The organism is Puia dinghuensis, from assembly GCF_014642875.1.
Taxonomy (GTDB): Bacteria; Bacteroidota; Bacteroidia; order Chitinophagales; family Chitinophagaceae; genus Puia; species Puia dinghuensis.
This window is the reverse complement of record NZ_BMJC01000001.1, coordinates 624437-643758: the sequence shown is the minus strand read 5'-3', so window position 1 is coordinate 643758 and position 19322 is coordinate 624437. Positions and strand designations below refer to the sequence as shown.

The 19322-nt window shown below is 51.4% G+C and carries 14 protein-coding genes and 1 riboswitch; of the genes, 9 read left to right on the top strand and 5 right to left on the bottom strand.

The features are described from left to right. Nucleotides 1-204 precede the first annotated feature (204 nt). Both IEY39_RS02375 and IEY39_RS02370 read left to right on the top strand, forming a co-directional pair. Nucleotides 205-1119, top strand: a complete 915-nt coding sequence (locus IEY39_RS02375) for a GlxA family transcriptional regulator (protein WP_188928141.1) — start codon at nucleotides 205-207, stop codon at nucleotides 1117-1119. Nucleotide 1120: 1 nt separating this feature from the next. Continuing rightward, nucleotides 1121-1633 (top strand): hypothetical protein, encoded by a 513-nt coding sequence (locus tag IEY39_RS02370; RefSeq protein ID WP_188928139.1) that lies wholly within the window; start codon nucleotides 1121-1123, stop codon nucleotides 1631-1633. Nucleotides 1634-1641: 8 nt separating this feature from the next. Here the strand turns inward: IEY39_RS02370 and IEY39_RS02365 are convergent, their stop codons facing one another. Further along, nucleotides 1642-2730: a DUF2911 domain-containing protein gene (locus tag IEY39_RS02365; RefSeq protein WP_188928138.1), complete on the bottom strand. Its 1089-nt coding sequence runs from the start codon at nucleotides 2728-2730 to the stop codon at nucleotides 1642-1644. Between the two features lie 224 nt (nucleotides 2731-2954). Here IEY39_RS02365 and IEY39_RS02360 point away from each other — a divergent pair, with 224 nt between their 5' ends. Further along, nucleotides 2955-5072, top strand: coding sequence for a T9SS type A sorting domain-containing protein (locus IEY39_RS02360; protein WP_188928136.1), 2118 nt, complete (start codon nucleotides 2955-2957; stop codon nucleotides 5070-5072). 181 nt (nucleotides 5073-5253) lie between these two features. Continuing rightward, nucleotides 5254-5697 (top strand): hypothetical protein, encoded by a 444-nt coding sequence (locus tag IEY39_RS02355; RefSeq protein WP_188928134.1) that lies wholly within the window; start codon nucleotides 5254-5256, stop codon nucleotides 5695-5697. Nucleotides 5698-5780: 83 nt separating this feature from the next. Here IEY39_RS02355 and IEY39_RS02350 read toward each other — a convergent pair whose 3' ends face one another. Further along, the gene (locus tag IEY39_RS02350) at nucleotides 5781-6392 is read right to left on the bottom strand and encodes a hypothetical protein (RefSeq protein WP_188928132.1); all 612 of its coding nucleotides are present in this window, start codon (nucleotides 6390-6392) and stop codon (nucleotides 5781-5783) included. Nucleotides 6393-6462: 70 nt separating this feature from the next. Then, nucleotides 6463-6649: riboswitch (cobalamin riboswitch) on the top strand. A gap of 180 nt (nucleotides 6650-6829) precedes the next feature. On the opposite strand from IEY39_RS02350, the gene metE reads away from it, so the two are divergent. After that, complete coding sequence (gene metE / locus IEY39_RS02345; RefSeq protein ID WP_188928130.1) at nucleotides 6830-9145, top strand: 5-methyltetrahydropteroyltriglutamate--homocysteine S-methyltransferase; 2316 nt, start codon at nucleotides 6830-6832, stop codon at nucleotides 9143-9145. 70 nt (nucleotides 9146-9215) lie between these two features. Beyond that, nucleotides 9216-9749, top strand: coding sequence for a host-nuclease inhibitor Gam family protein (locus IEY39_RS02340; RefSeq protein ID WP_188928128.1), 534 nt, complete (start codon nucleotides 9216-9218; stop codon nucleotides 9747-9749). A gap of 23 nt (nucleotides 9750-9772) precedes the next feature. Here the strand turns inward: IEY39_RS02340 and IEY39_RS02335 are convergent, their stop codons facing one another. Further along, nucleotides 9773-11959, bottom strand: a complete 2187-nt coding sequence (locus tag IEY39_RS02335) for a carbohydrate binding family 9 domain-containing protein (protein ID WP_188928126.1) — start codon at nucleotides 11957-11959, stop codon at nucleotides 9773-9775. A gap of 206 nt (nucleotides 11960-12165) precedes the next feature. On the opposite strand from IEY39_RS02335, the gene IEY39_RS02330 reads away from it, so the two are divergent. Genes IEY39_RS02330 through IEY39_RS02320 form a run of 3 tightly spaced genes read left to right on the top strand, consistent with a single transcriptional unit; the run spans nucleotide 12166 to nucleotide 14844 of the window. Then, on the top strand, nucleotides 12166-13248 hold the full coding sequence (locus tag IEY39_RS02330) for a sensor histidine kinase (RefSeq protein WP_188928124.1): 1083 nt from the start codon (nucleotides 12166-12168) through the stop codon (nucleotides 13246-13248). Beyond that, nucleotides 13217-13954, top strand: a complete 738-nt coding sequence (locus tag IEY39_RS02325; RefSeq protein ID WP_188928122.1) for a LytR/AlgR family response regulator transcription factor — start codon at nucleotides 13217-13219, stop codon at nucleotides 13952-13954. The genes IEY39_RS02330 and IEY39_RS02325 overlap by 32 nt, the downstream gene beginning before the upstream one ends. After that, nucleotides 13951-14844 carry a dienelactone hydrolase family protein gene (locus IEY39_RS02320; protein ID WP_188928120.1) on the top strand — a complete coding sequence of 298 codons (894 nt, stop codon included), beginning with the start codon at nucleotides 13951-13953 and terminating at the stop codon, nucleotides 14842-14844. The genes IEY39_RS02325 and IEY39_RS02320 overlap by 4 nt, the downstream gene beginning before the upstream one ends. On the opposite strand, the gene IEY39_RS02315 is transcribed toward IEY39_RS02320, so the two are convergent. Together IEY39_RS02315 and IEY39_RS02310 are read right to left on the bottom strand one after the other, a co-directional pair. Then, nucleotides 14836-17958: a sensor histidine kinase gene (locus tag IEY39_RS02315; protein WP_188928118.1), complete on the bottom strand. Its 3123-nt coding sequence runs from the start codon at nucleotides 17956-17958 to the stop codon at nucleotides 14836-14838. The genes IEY39_RS02320 and IEY39_RS02315 overlap by 9 nt on opposite strands. A gap of 160 nt (nucleotides 17959-18118) precedes the next feature. Beyond that, nucleotides 18119-19315, bottom strand: a complete 1197-nt coding sequence (locus IEY39_RS02310; RefSeq protein ID WP_188928116.1) for an alkaline phosphatase family protein — start codon at nucleotides 19313-19315, stop codon at nucleotides 18119-18121. Between the last annotated feature and the right edge of the window lie 7 nt (nucleotides 19316-19322).

Below are 19322 nucleotides of genomic sequence, written 5' to 3'. Positions count from 1 at the left end.
TTATTTTTTTCTACACCAAAGGTAGATCGAATACCTCCCGGTTGATTTGGGCAAAAATGACAATAAAGCAGGACGATCTTGCCATCTCGAAGTTTGGGTGTAAATTGTACGTATAATTGTAGCCTGCCTATGCGTATAGCTGTTTTGAATTATGAATATGCCAATCCAACCTGCGTAAATGGCCCGGCAGATATCTGGCACGGAATGAATCGGCTGTACCCGTTGCTCACCGGAACTCCAATGAAGATGCCTATCCAGGTCGATTTTATTTCTTCTTCCGATAAAGCGTTATATGCTACACCCATCGATGCGGGAAAACAAAAGAAATTGGCCCCGAAAGAGGTATATGATCTTATCATTATTCCGGCCATGCGTTTTGAAAAGATGCAGGTAGTGCTGGAGCGTGAACAGACACTGATAAAATGGCTACAGCGTCAATATGCACAAGGCGCCGAACTGGCCAGCATTTGCATAGGTACATTCTTTCTGGCTTCCACCGGGCTGCTGACAGGGAAGAAAGCAACTACCAATTGGCTCTTCGCCAATGAATTCCGTAAACATTTCCCTTATGTCGATCTGGAGGATGAGAAAGTGATCGTCGATCAGGGCAGATTGTATTCCTGCGGCGGGGCCTTTAGCTTCACCAGCTTTATGATATACCTCATCGAGAAATTATGCGGACACCAGGAAGCCATAATTGCATCGAAGGTGCTGATGATAAACGTACACGACAAGCCGCAAAGCAGTTTTTCCATATTCCAGTTCCAGCACAACCATGCGGATGAGATCATTTCAATTGCGCAGCAGTATATAGAAAAAAATTACCGGCAGCCCCTCACGCTGGAAACCCTTGCAAGCCGCAGCAATATGAGTGTGCGCAATTTTATCCGGCGGTTCGAGCAGGCTACGACCAATACGCCATTGGAATACCTGCAGCGTGTCCGGATAGAGGCGGCAAAAAAAATGCTGGAAAGCAGGAAGGAGGGGATCGTACAGGTTGCCTCGCGCTGCGGATATGAGGACGTCGATTATTTCAGAAAGATCTTCAAGCGGTATGTAGCAATGACACCTCGTACATATCAGGAAAAATATGGAAAAAAGCCCTATCTTTCGAGCTGATATGAAAAGACCTATCTTCCTCTTTGTTCTGTCCCCCGTTCTATTCTTCGCTTCCTGCCATTCTTCCGCCGGTGATCAAAGGACTCCCGGTAATGACACGTTTCTCGTCGATCCATCCAACCCCAAGCTGCCGCCACCAAAGAGTAATCCGGAGTTCCGGGCCCAGGTGAAAAAAGATCCGGTAGGAGAATATCGCGAAAAGACCGGGCATATCCTCGGAGATTTTGTGGTCCGGCTTTATCAGACATCCAAAACGATGTACTACCGCGCCGATGTGGAATACGAAGGGTTGCCGGGCACGGATACCATCAAGCTTCCCGATCTTGGCACGGAGCCGCAGCCTGTGCTGCAGAAAGGAGAAACAAAGTATTCCTGTGTCATCGGGTTCATGGATAATGACAAGAAGTTCCGGGAGCTGAAGCTGGTGCACGTGACTCCCAAAGGCGATCAATTCAAGATCACCACACTAAAGCATTGGGTCGTGATGGATCATTACCGGCTGGTGAGCCAATAAACCGGGCCCTACATCTCTCCCAACTGCTTTAGATATTTTTCAGAATTCGCCCTTGTAGCGGCGGGAGGGTTCATGCTTAGCGATTTCTTAAAATTGATGATCGCATTCTTCTTATCGCCCTTGATGGCATAGCCTTCGCCAAGACTGTCGAACACGTTGGCGCTTTTCGGATGGCGCTGCGTATTGAGGATAAACATCTCTATCGCCTTATCTTGCTGGTTGTTGCCAAGCAGCTGATACCCGTAAAGGTTGAGCTCGTTTTCCGTGGAGACGGCGATAGCATCTTTCATCAGACTCTCCGACTCTGTCGTTTTACCCGTTGCTTTCAGCAGATCTGATTTGATCTTTAAAGTAGTAAAATTGGAATTTATGGCGATAGCCTGATCGATCCATACGAGCGCCTTATCGTAATTGAGTTTGTTCTGAACGGCATAATCAGCCGCGCTGGCATATCCCTGCCAGCCAAAGCCGGTGGGGCCTTTCAACTCTTCGGCGGCATTGGCCATTACGATATTATCAACGTCAAATTCGATCTTTACAGGAAACTGCATCTTTTCCCAGCTGAGCGCCAGCTCGGCGGAATTCTTAGTAATATTCTGGAAATCATACGTCAGCAGCTCAGTCATGGGGACGGATCGTAACGTTATTTTTGCCCTCATCTCATCTTGCTGCGGGTCATACCAGAAGCTACCCCACGATCTGCTGTCTTTCGACAGGATAACCTCCCCGGTATTATCCTGGTTGATGACAAAAAAGAGACCGTAGTCACCTGAGGGAACCGAATGGCCTTCTATGGTGGCCTGATGAGACAAATGGATCACCGTATTCTCATTGGCGCCTGCCCGCCAGGGAGCTTCATTGCCTGCCCCAAACCCCTGTTTATTCCAGCCATATGGCACCAACTCTCCCCATATCTTCCTTCCCTTAACAGAAGGTCTCGAATAATTGACGGTGACGGTAGAGATCCCGATCTTTTGTGACACCGTAGCCCCGGGGCTGGGGATCCTGGGAGTCGTGATATTCTGGCTGCGGGATGAAAAGGCGGAGAGGGCCAGTAGCAGGATTGCTGGATACCTGGCAATGAGTAGTCTTGGCATTTTACCTGGTTTTAGATGTGACGCAATCAGTTAGCGACCTTAAGTTAGCATTTGATAACTACCGGCGCCAACTATTTTTATTCCAGCGGCAATCCCTCTACTTGGAAGGTATTAGAAGTATTTTTATTTCCTATCTATAGAAAGGCGCCTAGGTAACATCAAAGTATTACTATTTCACAGGTTGCTTTATCCACCTACCTTGTGATCAATTTAACCCCCATCCGATGAAAACCGATCAACCCCTGAGAAACCGTGCCTATTACCGGGATAGGATCATTGCCATTGCCATCATCGTTCTCTGCCTTTTCCTGACGCCTGACTTCCTGCTGGCTGGAAATGTCCTGGATAAGACGGGCAACCCCACTGCCACCGCCCTTGTCGCCTTCAGCGTGCGGCAATTGAGCTCGGCCTATGCAGGGAAGTGCATCAACGTGCGGCGCAGCAGCGACAATACGACCAAGGACATTGGGTTCACGGCAGCGGGGGACCTCGATACGGCAACGCTGAAGACCTTTGTGGGCGGCGGTACCGGCTATGTGACCATTTGGTATGACCAAAGCGGTAACGGCTACAATGCAACCCAAACGACGGCCGCCAATCAGCCGGCTATCGATAGCCTCGGAGTGATCAACAGGGACAATGGGCAGCCTTCCATTTACACGTCCCCCAACGGCCCATCCAGCGTAACGTTTCTGTCCTATGGACCCCTCACTCCATTGAACGGGACCACGCAAGTCACGCGGATAGAAGTAGCCCGGAGCCGCACAACCACTAGCTTTGGTATTACGGAAGGATTAGGCACCTACCAACTGGACCTGCAACTGCTGACTTCGAACCAGGTACAGGTCCAGTTCGAAACCACCAATATCACGGCCGGCGGAGCGGTGACCAATAACAATTCCCTGATGTCGATCAATTCGGTTCGCAACAACGGGAATTGCCTGACTTATGTCAACACGACTTTGGTGGGCTCCACGGCCACGAGCATAATGAACTTCAGTTCATCGGTGACAGGGTATATCGGTGTCCGGTTTGATTACGCCCTTAATAATGCTGGTCCAGGCGCTTTTTCCGAAACGATCTTATTTAATTCGGTGTTGTCGGATGCCGACCGGCAGGCGATGAACTATAACGAGAATTGGTACTATTCGCTGGGTTTCGATGCCTGCAGCAGTACAGTGACCAGTCTTTCTACCAATAACACGACCACCAAAGCATTGTATGCCTGTATACCAGGCAGCCCCTGGACGTACTATTATGATCCGGCCCATCCATTAAAGCTGCTGTTCGGTATTGCGCAAGACCCCGGTGGCACGGGCGCCAACTCCACATTTGTGGCAGATTCCATCAACCTGACCGTTACCTCCAATCCCAGCACGGTATATTATTCCGCCACCTCGGGAACAGAGGGCATCTTTGCGCTGGGCCGCTACTGGAATGTATACACCCATACCCCGCTGACCAGCCCTGTCAACGTCCGTTTCTTTTACAACCCGGCCGACACGGTAGCGGCAAGAAATGCGGCGCAGGCTTTCAAAACCAGCAGCGGGGCAACGAAGATGAGCAATCTCCAGTGGTTTAAAACGGTAGGCAGTCCATTTAGCCCAAGCAACCTGACAGCAACGCCAACAGCGAATGTAACAGGTTCGCATCTTACCCTTACTCCGGTGTACGGAACAACAGCAGACGGGATCAACTATGTAGAATTCGATGGGGTCACCAGCTTTTCCGGTGGGACAGGGATATACATGGTATCCAGTTCGTTGGTAGTGCTGCCCGTCAATCTCGGCTCCTTCACCGGCAGGCGGGTGAACGAAACGACGGTGCTTTCCTGGACAACGGAGACGGAATCCAACCTTGACAGATTTGAGCTCGAGCGAAGCGCCGATGGCTCCGCCTGGATGAAGGTCGGCCAGGTAGCGGCTGCCGGTAACAGCTCTACACCCTTGTCTTATCAGTATATCGACCCTGTATCCCTGCCTGCAGGAAACACCCTGTATTACCGATTGAGACTGGTGGATAAAGACGGGCGGGATACCTACTCCGGCATAGTGGTGGTAAAGTCGTATGACAACGGGGCGATCACTCCACAACTAAGCAGGATCATTCCCAACCCGTTTGGGGATAACCTGGAGATCACCTGTACCGTTCCCAACAGCGGCTCCGTGGAGGTACTGCTGCAGGACGTGGCGGGTGCTACACTGATACGCCGGAAATATACCGCGAACAAGGGCGACAACGTGCTGAGGCTGACAAATCTTAATGGCCTGGCGCAAGGTATTTACATCGTGCGGGTTGTGCAAGGGGGAACCGTAGCCATAGGGAAGGTGATCAAAAAGTAACTATCCCGTCGCTTGCGCTCATCCTTGAAAGAATTTACGAAATTTTAGCCAAAGAAAAAATTAAATATTCCCTTTCTCTATGCAGCCGGGCCCGGGAATTGTATGTCCTTTGTAAGGAGAGATAGAAATATTTCTATTGTTCATGCATGGTGATTCAGGTTAACTCGTAAATGTTTAATGTATGAAAAAAATGTATGCGGCATTCGAAAACCTTTTCGGTGGGGGAAAGGTCTACGAGCCCACAAGCCAATCGCAATCCTCACCTGTAACCATTACCTCATTTTCACAGCCCAATGTTCTTAAGAAAAGAATGGAAGAGGAAAAGATGACCCATGGCGGCACCGTTACGGCAAATCTGTCGCCGGTGAGGCTGGATATGGATCATGGTGAGGTAGTAATGTATTTTTGCCCCATGAAGACGATCCAGGTACTACACATCCAAAGAGATGGAGATGGTGGTAGCATTCCGGTGGATGCCAAAATTGAAGGATTACGGGTCCCTCGTCATCTTAAGTCAGGGTTCTATGATCTTAAGAATGTCGAAGTAACTTCCAACGGGGCCATAATGGTCAAAGCTACTGAAGCGACTACCTGGGAATTTGTAGAAAGCAGTTTTCCTGAGTGATAACTGTTTTGCCGGCAAAACAAATCAAGCCCCTAGCCATTGCCAGGGGCTTTTTTATTCCTGAGCGCAGCTGCCGCATATCCTTATCTTCTCATCGAAATATTTTCATGAACCCATTTCGCTTCTTCCTCTGGCGAAACCTTATCCAGCGTACTACCTACCCTGCTGAACGTCGCCTGGGCAGCATCATAGGGGTTGCTGTCATCGAAGTATGGACCGACTACGCCCAGGATCCAGCCGCCCTTGGCCGCCCAGTGAGGCTCGTTCACTCTGTATTTGAATACTTCATAATGAACAAGATTATTTTGCCCGTCAAAATCGATCGTTACGCGCTTTAGGTGCTCGATCTCATCCGGACAGGCATTAAGCTCCGTCGGGAACTCCAGCCAGTTCGCAAGTTTGCTTTCGGCGCCTTTTATGATCGTAAGATATTCGTGGGGAAACAGGTGAAGCTGGTCGCCATTTCGTAAGAGATGAAAGGTGGACTCCCTGGTCAGCAGATTCTCCGCATAAGGCAAAACCTCTTCGGCAGTTATTGCCTCTCTCCTTTCCAGTTTGCCATATAACGTTTTTACCCGCTCAAACCGCAGCGAATTCATTTTTTTGTTCTGGTATTTGAAAATTTGTATCCGGTAAACCGCAAAGATGATGATTGCTAAAATGAGCAGGCCAACAACCAGGAGTGTAATATTCATTGAATGGAAGTAATTTAGGTTTAAATTAATCATTAGTTCCCTATCTTCGCGCCGTAGTTCTTTCTATATTTCTTCATCAAGCGGTGGAGGTCCACGAATAAGTCGGGGTTAATAGGGAATTGTGTGTAAATCACAAGCTGTCCCGCAACTGTAAGTAACGCCTTGGTTTTTGCCCATCGATGTCCACTGTCCCCCGGGATGGGAAGGACGGCAAAAATGTTACAAGCCAGGAGACCTGCCTGCACCGTATTGACTATGCTTCCGTGGACTGGAGCAGATGGTCAGTTGATGGCGACCCCATGGGCCGGAGTATTAACCCGTGCCGGTGAGGGCCGTTGCATCTTCGCCACCGCATCTTCCATATGTTCCTTCCCGCGTTTGCATCCTGCGATATAGCTAGGGCTTTTAATTGATTACATCACTTAAAAAGCGACAACATGCAAACACACAACCTGGGCTACCCGAGGATAGGTAGCCGGCGTGAACTCAAAAAAGCTTCCGAACAGTACTGGGCAGGCAAATTGACGGCCGATCAGCTGATGTCCACCGGCAAAAGCATCCGCCTCCAAAATTGGCTGCTTCAAAAAGAAGCGGGCATCGACCTGATCCCGGTGGGCGATTTTTCCTTTTACGACCAGGTGCTGGATACCAGCCTCATGGTAGGAGCCATCCCGGAACGTTATCACGACCTGATGCAACGGCAACAGCTACCGGACATCGATCTGCTATTTGCCATGGCCAGGGGCTATCAGCAAGACGGCTACGATGTCAAGGCCATGGAAATGACCAAATGGTTTGATACCAATTACCACTATATCGTTCCGGAATTCACCGCCGATCAAAGGTTTTCTTTGTTCACCAACAAATTGCTGAACGAATACCTGGAAGCACGGGAAGCTGGCATCCAGGCCAAACCCGTAGTGCTGGGCCCCGTCTCCTATCTGCTGCTGGGCAAGGAAAAACAGCCGGGTTTCCACAGGCTGGAACTCATCAACAGGCTGTTGCCCGTCTACCTGCAGCTGCTCCAGAAATTGGATGACGCCAAAGCCTTTTACATCCAATTCGATGAACCCTGCCTGTCCCTTGACCTTACGGCCGCCGAACAACAGGTCTTTGTCAAGACCTACCAGGAGATAAAAAGCCGGTTTCCCGGGCTGCACATTATCCTGGCCAGCTATTTCGAATGCTACGGGCAAAACCTGTCCACCGTCCTCAGCCTTCCCGTGCAGACCATCCACCTCGATCTGGTTCGCTGCCCATCGCAGCTCGACGATATCCTGGCTACTTCTTTCGTCAATAGCAAGACCCGGCTTTCCCTGGGAGTCGTAGACGGCCGTAATATCTGGAAGAACGATTTCCAGCAGTCCTTGTATCTCATCAAAAAAGCGGCGGAAAAAATTGGCGGGGACAGGCTCCTGATCGCCCCTTCCTGTTCCCTGCTGCACAGTCCCTGCGACCTCGACGGGGAGACGAACAACGCCGTACTGACGCCGGAAATAAAACAATGGCTGTCTTTCGCCAAACAAAAGATCCAGGAAGTCGTCACGCTCAGGCAGCTTGCCACAGGCGAATATTCGGCCGACACCGATCGGCAGTGGAAAGCGAATATAGCAGCCATCAATAGCAGACGGACTTCCCCGCTTATTCATAAACCCGCTGTCAAACAAAGAGTGGCGGCTGTTACGGATGGCGATACCCGGCGCCAGCACGATTTCCGGCAGCGGAAGATCACACAGCGGGAAACCCTCCGGCTGCCTGCTTTTCCCACGACGACCATTGGCTCTTTTCCCCAGACTGCCGAAGTGCGGAATATCCGGTTGCGGCTGAAAAAGGGCGAGATCACTCCGGCTGAATACGACACGCTCATCGGAAAGGAAACTGCGACCGCCATCCAGTGGCAGGAGTCCATCGGCATCGATGTGCTGGTACATGGCGAATTCGAACGCAACGACATGGTCGAATATTTCGGCGAACAGCTGGAAGGATTTGTCTTTACCAGCAACGGCTGGGTACAAAGCTATGGCAGCCGTTGCGTCAAGCCCCCGATCATCTACGGCGATGTGTCAAGGCCAGCACCCATGACGGTCCGCTGGTCATCTTATGCCCAATCCCTGACGGACAAATGGGTAAAAGGCATGCTCACCGGGCCGGTGACGATCCTGCAATGGTCGTTTGTCCGCAATGACCAGCCCCGAAGCGAGACCTGTACCCAGATCGCCCTGGCCATCCGTGATGAAGTGCTCGATCTCGAAAAGGCCTGTATCCGCATCATCCAGATCGACGAGCCTGCCATCCGCGAGGGCCTGCCTTTACGCAAGGAGAACTGGCAATCGTACCTGGAGTGGGCAGTCCGCGCCTTTCGCATTTCCGCCGCCGGTGTGCACGACGCCACGCAGATACATACGCACATGTGCTACTCCGAATTCAATGATATCATCCAATCCATCGCAGATATGGATGCGGATGTCATCACGATAGAATGTTCGCGGTCGCAAATGGAACTGCTCGATGCCTTTGCCGGTTTTCAATACCCCAATGAGATCGGTCCGGGTGTCTATGACATCCATTCGCCCCGCATTCCATCGAGAACGGAAATGACCGAGCTGATGCAAAAAGCCATGGACGTCATTCCAGCAGACCAGCTTTGGGTAAACCCGGACTGTGGCCTGAAAACCCGTGCCTGGCCGGAGACAAAGGCAGCGCTCATCGAAATGGTGCAGGCTGCAAAAGAATTGCGGCAGGCTGTGCAATAATTGTGGAAAATGAAAGCATATCGCACCCCTGTGTCTTAATTTTACTCTACTGCCTAAAAAAAATAAGACTATGGCTACGAGAGCAAAAAAGATACTCATCACGAGCGTTTCCCATGAGGAAGCCGAACACGCGATGGCGGTCTTTGCACAGTGTAACACCCAGCTGAAGCTGATCGAGTCCAGGATGGAAGAGGAAAAACAACAGGTTGACAACAAATTCCTGGGCGATATCTCCCGGCTGAAGGACTCCATGGACGAACAGGTCAAAATGCTCCAGGTATATGGCCAGCAATACAAGGATAACTGGAAGGGGAAAAGCCTGGCGCTCGTTCATGGCAAGATCGGGTTCCGGACGGGTAACCCCAAATTGACAAAAGACAGGAAGTTTACCTGGGATGCCGTAACCGAGCTCTTAAAGAAAGCTTTCCCGGCCTTTGTCCGCACCTCCTATGAGATAAATAAAGAGGCGCTCATCGCTTTCCGGGATGACAAGGGATTTGAAGAGATAAAGGAGCATTGCTACGTGGATGTAGTCCAGGACGAATCCTTCTATGTCGAGGCGAATACGGAAGAGTTGTCCGTTGCTTATTCCATCCATCGATAAATAAATATAACTTTCATTACATCTTAAAGCTGTCGTATATACGACAGCTTTATTATTCCTGCCTGTTGATTGGTCGGGGCGGAAGGAGGCTTCACCGGCTGGATGTCCCTGACATCGTTCCACACAAAATACACAAAGGAGAGCGGCCGGTATTCCCAGGAGAACCGGAGATGGAGGCTGCCCGTATTGCCCGCGGTGTTATACTGGTAATACGAACTCAGCTGCAGTCTGGGATTCCACGCTACCCGCAGTTCTGGCGCCAATAGATAATCAGTGACGCGCCCCTTCGTTTCCCCTACCCCTTTGAAATCATTACGGGTATAATTCATCACCAGGGCTATATGAGGAATGGGGGCTGCACGCAACGACACGAACCAGCTGTTCAGCCGGCCATTGTAGTAGCCGCCGGTACTTATCCTGGCCTGTAGACTATAGTGTGCGCCCTGGTTGGTAGAACCATCGAGCTCGTACCGGGTATATCGGTATCGGCCAGGCCCTATTGTCAGATCGGTTACGGGAGAAAAGATGCTGTCCAGGTTTTCCCAGGAGGTGGTGATCGTGGCGTTTATCGAGGACAGGTCCCTGAACAGGAAACCTACCGGCGAGATAGCGAGCGAGGCCTCCTGGAATTGCCCGGTAGAGGCGGTTTTAAACAAATTCCCGATGACTTGCTGATAGAAAAAAGTGGCGTTGTGTGGGAGCCAATGTGGCGTCAGGAACATTTCCACATTGGGTTGCAGATGGATGAAATCCGTGCGTTCCAGATACCCTGTCTGTGTGCTGTACCCCTTGGATGCATATGCGCCCAGCAGGTCGGCGTAGAAGCGGTTGTCCGCATAGTTGTATTCCATCAGCCCGGCGCTGCCTTTGTCTCGCGTATGATTGTCAGCCGAACCGGAGACCATACCGCGCAGGAACATAGTCTGTTTCATCCGCCAGAAACCATCCAGTACGCCAACAGGGTTCCAGGAAGAGGCCTGTCCGGGCGCAGCTTCATTGTAGCGGTTGACGCTCATGGCGCCAAGCTGAACGCCATGACCGAGATCCCGGCGCCAACGAGCGATGCCAAACCAGGCCGGAACATTTGTCGTATCACCACCCTGGCGCATCAGCAGGAAACCGGCAGAGGTCGCAGCGTCCTGGTGCACCAGCCGCAACCCTCCGGTTATCGGCAAGACTGCCCCGCTATCGCTTAGCCCGATCTGCCGGGAGAAGAATGGTTGGATCATGGCATCCTGACCAAGCGCGAACAGGTTTGCGTTCTCCTTGAAGAATTGTCGCTTTTCCGGGAAGAAAACGGTACTCCGTGTAAGGTTGATCACCTGTTGGTCAACATCCACCTGGGCAAAATCGGTGTTTATTGTGGCTTCAAGCGAAGTATTGGTACGCACCGCCCACTTGAGCTCTCCCCCTGCAGCCTGCCCGACGGTTTGCGAACCCCCGCTGCCCGTAGTCTTCAACAGTGCATAGGGTTCGAAACGAATGTTGGTTTGGGGCTGGGGTGGCTTGATCCCCGTGAGCAGCCCGGCATATTCCATATGGGAGGCGTCATAGGCTATCGGCCAGGGCGACCAGCCGCTCAGTTCTCCTACCGTACGGATATTCCTGGAAAAATTAATGCGCCAGGCGCTCGAACCCGCAGGATAACGCAGTGTGGCGAACGGAATAGCGATCTCTGCGGTCCATGTGCTGTCCCCGATGACGCAATGTGCACGCCATAAGCCATCCCAGTCGTAGTCGATGATACCTCCCTGGTAGAACATCATATCGGCCTGCGTGCCAAAAGGTGTTACGCAGAAAGCGGCCACGGGCATGCTCAATTGCCCAAAAGGCTCCAGCATCACATTGAATCCCTCGTTCTCGAAATTGCTAAAATCCCGGCGCATATCCTGGACAAGCAACCGGCGTTTCCCCCCGGTAAAATGACATATGGCCCCTATATACAGATTGACGCTGTCATAGAGCACCCGTACCTCGGTGGCGGCCGTTGGGGCCTTGCCCTGATCGGGGAAACACGTAATAAAAGGGCTCGTCACCGAGGAGGCTTTCCAGGCTTTTTCGTCCAGGTGCCCGTCGAGAACTATTTTTTCAGTCGTGTATATGGCCGGCAGCTTTAGCCGGCGGTCTTCCGCGGGAGGAAGGAAAGTAGGCTGCGCCAAGGCAGATCCAACAAAACAAAGGGCAATGAGGAAGAGGGATAGATTCTTCATGACTCCGGCTTTCCCGGCAAAAGACGGATGGAAAGTCTTATCATATTTGTCTTTTAGACCAAACCAAAACCTTCCGCCGTAGATAGTCCCCGTATGCTCCTGTACCTGCCCACGGTGGCCAACTGCCTTTCCGGGGGGCGGGCCCGGAATTTCGTCGAAAATCGGACGTCCTGCTGGATAATCCCCTACTTTTATCATACCATTCCATGACCGTACGCATCGATAGGAAACGAGTGGGCATTCACCTCCTGTTCTGGCTGGTGTATTGCTGTTATGCCATCCTGGACTATAGCTGGGACATGAGAAACAGTTTCGATCTGCGCAATGCCCTGCCGCTCTTCACAGAGCTCCCCGTCATCGTTGCAATGGTCTATATCAACCTGTACGGGTTGATGCCCCGGTTTTTCTATACCAAGCGTTATATAGTCTATGCCAGTATGCTGATCCTCCTCATGATAGGGGCTGAGCTCATCTGCGCATTCACCAACGTGCATATCTGGGTTCCCTGGGAACTTTCGCACCACGTGCCCGGCGTATCGACGGACGACCTGGTCTTTCTTCAGCCGATCTGTATCCTTCAGGCAGCCACGCATTTTTACCCGGTGGTCGCGCTGACCATGCTCTTCAAGCTGCGGAACAATGCTTTTCAAAATGAGAAAAGACTGCGCGAAGTGGAGCATGAGAAGTTCAATGCAGAGCTGCACTCCCTCAAGGCCCAGCTTCATCCGCATTTTTTCTTCAATACCTTGAACAGCATCTATTCGCTGTCCTTAAAGAAGTCCGAGCGATCACCCGGTGTTGTCCTGCGGTTGTCAGAGTTGATGCACTATATCCTGTATGAAGCCAATGCATCCTCCGTACTCCTTACCGATGATCTCCTTCACCTGACCAATTATATCGGGATAGAACAGACCCGGTTTGCCGACCGGCTCGACCTGTCCTTTCAATATTCCGGGGATATCGAGAACAAGACCATCACCCCGCTGTTGCTCCTGCCCTTTGTGGAAAATGCATTCAAGCACGGCCTGGTGAACGAACTGGATAAGGCCTGGATCACCATCGACCTGAAAGTGGCCGGCGGGCAACTCTACTTCAAGACAGCCAATAGCTATTCGGCGGTCAGCAAGCCGGTCTCCTCGACGGGTGTTGGACTAACCAATGTCCGGCGGCGGCTGGAGCTCGTTTATCCCGGTCGCCACGAACTGAACATCGTTCAACAAGACCAGGTGTTTTCTATAGATCTAAAATTGCAGTTGCATGAACAAGATCAGGTGCGTCATAGCGGATGACGAAGCGCTATCCCGGGAGGTATTGGAGTCCTACATCGCTCAGTTGGACAAGCTGCAGCTAATAACACAATGTAAGAATGGGCTGGAAGTCTTCAGCATCCTGAAACAGCAGCCGGTCGATCTGCTTTTCCTGGACGTCCAGATGCCGCAGCTGACGGGCATCGAGCTCCTGCGATCGCTGCAACATCCGCCAAAAGTGGTGCTTACCACGGCTTATCGGGACTTTGCCATGGAAGGTTTTGAATTGAATGTGCTGGATTATTTGTTAAAGCCCATTTCTTTTGAGCGATTCTTAAAGGCGATAGACAAATACGAATCCAATGGGATGTCGGCAGCAAACGTTCCCCAGGTGCATTCCTTCACCGGACATGCCGAGGCTTTCATTTATGTAAAAGCAGACAAAAAGATGGTCAAGGTTTTTTTAAAGAATATCTTTTTCATCGAAAGCAGAAAGGATTATGTCCGGATCAGGACTGCGGACAAGGATATCATCACCTACCAAACCATGAATCATTTTGAAGAGACCCTCCCGGACGTACATTTTCTCCGGGTGCACCGTTCGTATATCGTAGCACTCGAAAAAATAACGGCGGTTACCGCAGCGAAGATAGAAATGGACGACCTGGAGATACCCATCGGCGCCATCTACCAGAAACAGGTATGGCAGAAATTATTTAATTTTAATCCAAACCCTCCATCCATATGAGCGATGACAAAATAAAAAAAGAAGATATAAAGCAGGAAGTATTCGACCTGTATGATGATTATGCGCACAACCGGCTAAACAGACGGGATTTCATGGAAAGACTCTCTGTCTACGCGATAGGCGGCCTTACCGTGACTGCGTTGATGAGCTTTCTGATGCCCAATTATAAAAATACCCTCCAGGTGAAGCAGGATGATCCCCGCATCATCTCTGAATATGTCAATTACAAATCCGGGAAGGGTGGCGGAACGATAAAGGCGCTTCTATCCAAACCCGCTGACGCGAAAGGGAAACTGGGTGGCGTCGTCGTTGTGCATGAGAACCGCGGACTAAATCCTTATATTGAGGATGTCGGCAGGCGAGTAGCCGTGGCCGGATTCATATCCATCGCTCCCGATGCCTTGACCCCTTTGGGCGGCTATCCGGGTGATGATGACAAAGGCCGCGAGATGCAGAGCAAAAGGGATAAAAATGAAATGCTGGAAGATTTTATCGCAGCCTTTGAATACCTGAAGAAACATCCCGATTGCAACGGAAAGGTTGGAGTCGTGGGTTTTTGTTTTGGCGGTGGCATCGCCAATATGATGGCAGTGAGGCTTCCCGATCTGGCCGCAGCTGTCCCGTTCTATGGCGCGCAGCCGCCGATAGAACTCGTACCCCAGATAAAAGCGCCGCTTTTGTTGCATTATGCCGGACTCGATACGCGTATCACCGAAGGGTGGCCGGCCTACGAAAGCGCCTTGAAAGAGAATCATAAGGAATACACCGCGTATATCTACCCCGGCGTAAACCATGGTTTCCACAACGATACCACTCCCCGCTATGACAAAGCCGCGGCAGAGCTTGCGTGGAAACGGACCATTGATTTTTTCGCACAAAAACTAAGCTGAGCCAAAGATGATCGTCACGGTGGTGCCAACTTCTTTTTCGCTTTCGATGTGGAACTCGCCACCCAGGCGGCGGATAAAATCGCGTACGAACCGGTAGCCGAAGAAATGCCCACCCCCGACCCGGATGTCGGGTTCACTAGTCATCAGCTCGTCCAACTTCTGTGGTGACATACCTTTCCCCGTATCCCGTACACAGAGATGGATCCTGCCATTCGATGAAAGCGCCACCACCCTGACACTTCCTGTGCTGGTATATTTGATGCCGTTATCCACCAGGTTTCGCAGCACTATCGCCAGCAAATGCTCATCGGTATTGAGTACAAGGGAATCGTCGACCTCCCGGGTAAGCCGGATATTTTTTTGCCTGGCAGCAGGTTCATAAAAACTTAAGATGGAATCTATAAAAGGCGCCAGGGCCAGTGGTTCCATCTTGGGTGCAAATCCATCCTGCTGGCTGTCATACCAGATGAGAAAATCCGATGTAAACTGGACGATGTTGCGGCTTGAGGTCTGCAATTCCCCAAGGAAGTAGCCCAACTGATCTTTATCCAGGTCCTGGTGGCGCCGGTATAGCGTTTCGACAAGCAGGTCCTGGGCATGCAAGGGCGAACGCAGATCGTGTATGATGATGGATAACAGGTTTTCCTTGAACATCGTGCTCTTTTCCAGCTCGAAGGTTCGTTCATCCACCTTCATCTGGAGCTTGAGGTTCTGCGATCGCCAGAACCTTGTCCGCATATAGATGAAGATCACAAAGAGGACCAAGAGTCCCGCTACCCACACCAGTGGCAGGTTGTACCAGTGAGGCAGCACTTTTATGGCCACCTGGATGGCGTCGTACTTCCTGCCTTCCGACCCGTTCCATTTCCTGATCTCCAGGGTATAGTTGCCGTACGGAAGCCGGTTGATCACGATCTGGCCGTCCCGGTTCACCGGAAACCAGGTATCCCCTCCCAGGCTGTATTCGATATGCAGGTTCTCTGCCGCGCCATAAAAAGGAGTGGACACCTGTACCACGATGCGGGTAAAGTCCGCCCTGATGTGTTGGCTGCTGCGGTAATCGAGGTCAACGGAATCGACTGCAAGCCCATCCAGGATCAGCGGGCCATCCGGCAATTCGCCCTGGCAACTGTCCGGTGCAAAGCCGACGATCCCGTCCATCGATGGAAAGTAAGCATGGCCGGCCCCATCATTCACTACAGCGGGACTACAACCGCCATTGAATTCATTAGTCCGGAACCCATACGACTTATCAAAATAATACATCGAAGGCCGCCCTCCTCCCCCACTGGCTGCATTGTCCAATTCGGCTTTTTTTATTCGGAAGAGCCCATGGTTGGTGCTGATCCAGAAAAAGCCCTTCCCATCTTCCAGGAAGGTATGCGCCGCTTCCAGGTATTTATCGGGGTCCAGGGGAAGGGTTCTGAACTCCCCGTTGAGGTATTTGTAATAGCCGTTGCCGTATGTTCCGATCCAAAGGCTTCCATCCCGGGCCTTATAGATGTTTCGGATGTAGACACCGGCCAGGAGAGGCCGGGGATCCAGTCTGCCCGCGATCTTATCATATTGGAACAAACCATTGCGGGTGGCTATCCATAATGTCTGCGCCGAAATGTCCGTGAGGGATTCGACACGATGATCGATGAAAGCAGGATACCCGCGGAGCACATAATCCAGTTTCCCATTCTTCATTTTCAACAGGCTGTTGGGGGTGCTGATCCAACAAATGTTGGCGGCGTCCTCTGTCATCCCCGTGATAGGGGTATCCAGTTTTCCGCCATCCACTGCCTGCTCATGGGTGCCCATGCTGTCACAGCGGTATAGCTGCCCGGCCCTGCTATACCAGATGTCACCCGATCGGGTGCGGTAGATGCAATGTCCATCCAGTTTTTTGTCCCTTGCAAACAGCCGGCTTTCCCCCTCCGCTCCCAGGCTAAGGACGCCATTGCTGGTCAATAGCCTTCCCCCGGGCAGGAATTGAAAAGCGATGAAAATATTATTGTTGAAGTCAGTAGTGGTAAAGGTATAAGGGTGGAAAAGCTGCGGGGTTACCACCCAGAGTCCTGCATTCAGGGTGCCGGCAAAAAGCCTGTTGTGCGCGCTATCATATTGCAACGTGTATACCGGCTCGTTCTTCAAGAACGTGAGGTCTTTGAAAAGAAGCTTTGCTACCAGCCTCCTGTCTTCGAACCGCAGGTCGTAGAAATCGTTGTTGCGTCGTAAGATGGATCTCCCGCCTTTCACGGTGATAAAGAATTTCGTAGGATCCGGGTCCTCCATATCCTGAAACAGGGCCCTGTCGGCAGCATCCGTTTGTATGCTCACTGGCCGGCCGCCTTTGTAAAACAGGAAGCTTCCGTCATGACAGGCAATACAAAAGATATCACCGATGACGAATTCCCGCCGCTGCGGTGTAATACCTCCGATCAAAATTCCTCCAGGCAAGATCCGCGTGTTCTGATTACCCCCGGTTCGAACAGCCCCCACTCCGGGCAGTTGCCTGATCTCCCCGGTTTGGTTATTGACATAATAATATCCTTGTTGCAAGCCGATCACCGCCTCGTGTCCATTGAATATCCATTGCCACTTGCTCCGGAAGAGCTGGCCAAGCAGGTCCATTTCACCTGGGGTCGCCCCCCTTTTGCTAAGGGCCGCTATCAGCCGGTCGCAATCGAAGAGGCCGTTGGAATAAAAGTTGATCAGCTTTTTCCGCAGCTTTGTGCAGACAGTATCTTCCTGGATGTGATAGTCCGCCGTCACCCGGTAGATGACCGACCCCTCGAAACTAGAGGGGACAAGGATGCGGTGGTCCCTGGTCTCGGTGACGATGTAAAATCGATTGCTCTTCAACACCGGTGTATTGGCAGTATTGTAAATACGGAACCGTTGACCATCGAATCGGACGAGGCCGTATTGTGTGGCGATCCACAAGTAGTGGTTCTTATCCAATAGCAGATCGTTTACGCTGTTTTGGGGCAGCCCATTCTCGCTATTGTATTGTACAATATGATACGCCGACCTGTCAGTCGAGAGAACAAAACCTCTTGCATCCTGTGCATGCGTTTGTTGAAATAGTACAGCAAGCAGAATAAAGCCCAGAGACCATTTAACCATAAGGGTGCTGAATTTAAGACGGGTAAGCACCTTGGGCAGCAGGATAGTTGTACTTCTATCCGGGGATAAGTAATAACACCTATTCTACGGCCTTGTTGAGGCGAATAAAGCTCTTATGCAAAAATACTAGCTGATATCCATATTTTCGCGTTTACTCGCATCAAAAGAGCCAGCTTGCCAATTTATAATTGTCCGTAAAATAGTCAGGCGACGGCGTATGGCGCGCGTTGTAGATGAATAATGGAACATGGGCCTCGTAAGTTGAACCATGGCTGCGATAGGTGTCCGGCAGTATTTCGGACTCGCTATTCTCCAGATGCCCGAATACGGTCGTACTGTCCCCAAGCACCATGAGGTCGCCGATGCGGTCTGGCATCAGGTGGTACCGCTTTACGGCCTCAGCCTTTGAAATGACGGCTTCCACCCCCTTTAAGCCCAGAAGGATGTTCCTGACTTTGGAAGAATCTTTCGGCTCATTCAGATAGATATAGGCCGACCCACCCATCCCGAGATGATGTTTATAATAACGGTCCTTTTCGGGGCTGACGGCTGCTTTGATGGCGGCGCCGCGGGCGGCGCATACTTTTTCAAAGTCCCAGCACAGGGTCTTATGTTTCACCGTATGGTCTGCGGTTATCAGGATGGCCGCATCCGGGGCCGCCTGTATCAGCTGCGCCAGGTAGCCGTCCATTTTATGGAGATGCTCTTTCGACTCCTGGCTCTCAGGCGCCCAGGCATGCATGGGGTAGTCCGTTGTATGGATATAGATAAGACCCAGATCAGGGTCATGTCTGATGCTGTAGAGGGCAGCTTCCATGATCCAGTAATTCACCTCTCTGCTGTAAATATCCGGTCGTTCGCCGATACGCCTGATCCATTCCGGGGAAGCGGTTTCCCAGCACATCGTCTCCCCTGCCCCCTCGCTAAGCAGTTGAACGGTCTTTGTCTTGCACGAGAAAAGGATCGACTTTATACCCACTTTCCGGGCTCGCTCAAAAATGGTTGGAGCCAGCAGCTGCTTCGGGTCTTCCGTATACTCTTCTTTCCCTGTTGCCGGGTCGAGGAAGACATTTCCGGTTATCCCGTTCTTTTCCGCCGTCTCTCCGGTGATGATGGCGGCATTGTTGACATTGGTGACCGATGGCATCAACGAGGGCACTACCTTATAGAGCCCCTTTTTCTCCATCGCATTCAACGTGGGCATTTCGCTGTTGCGATAGTACTCTTCGCCAAACCCATCCATCATGATAATGATGACCTTTTGGCGGGGAGCGGCTTTTCTTTGCGCGGCTGCCGGCAGCCATCCAAAAACGAGCAGAGTATAAAGGGATGAGAAGAGAAGAATACGAAGTCTCATATGATAG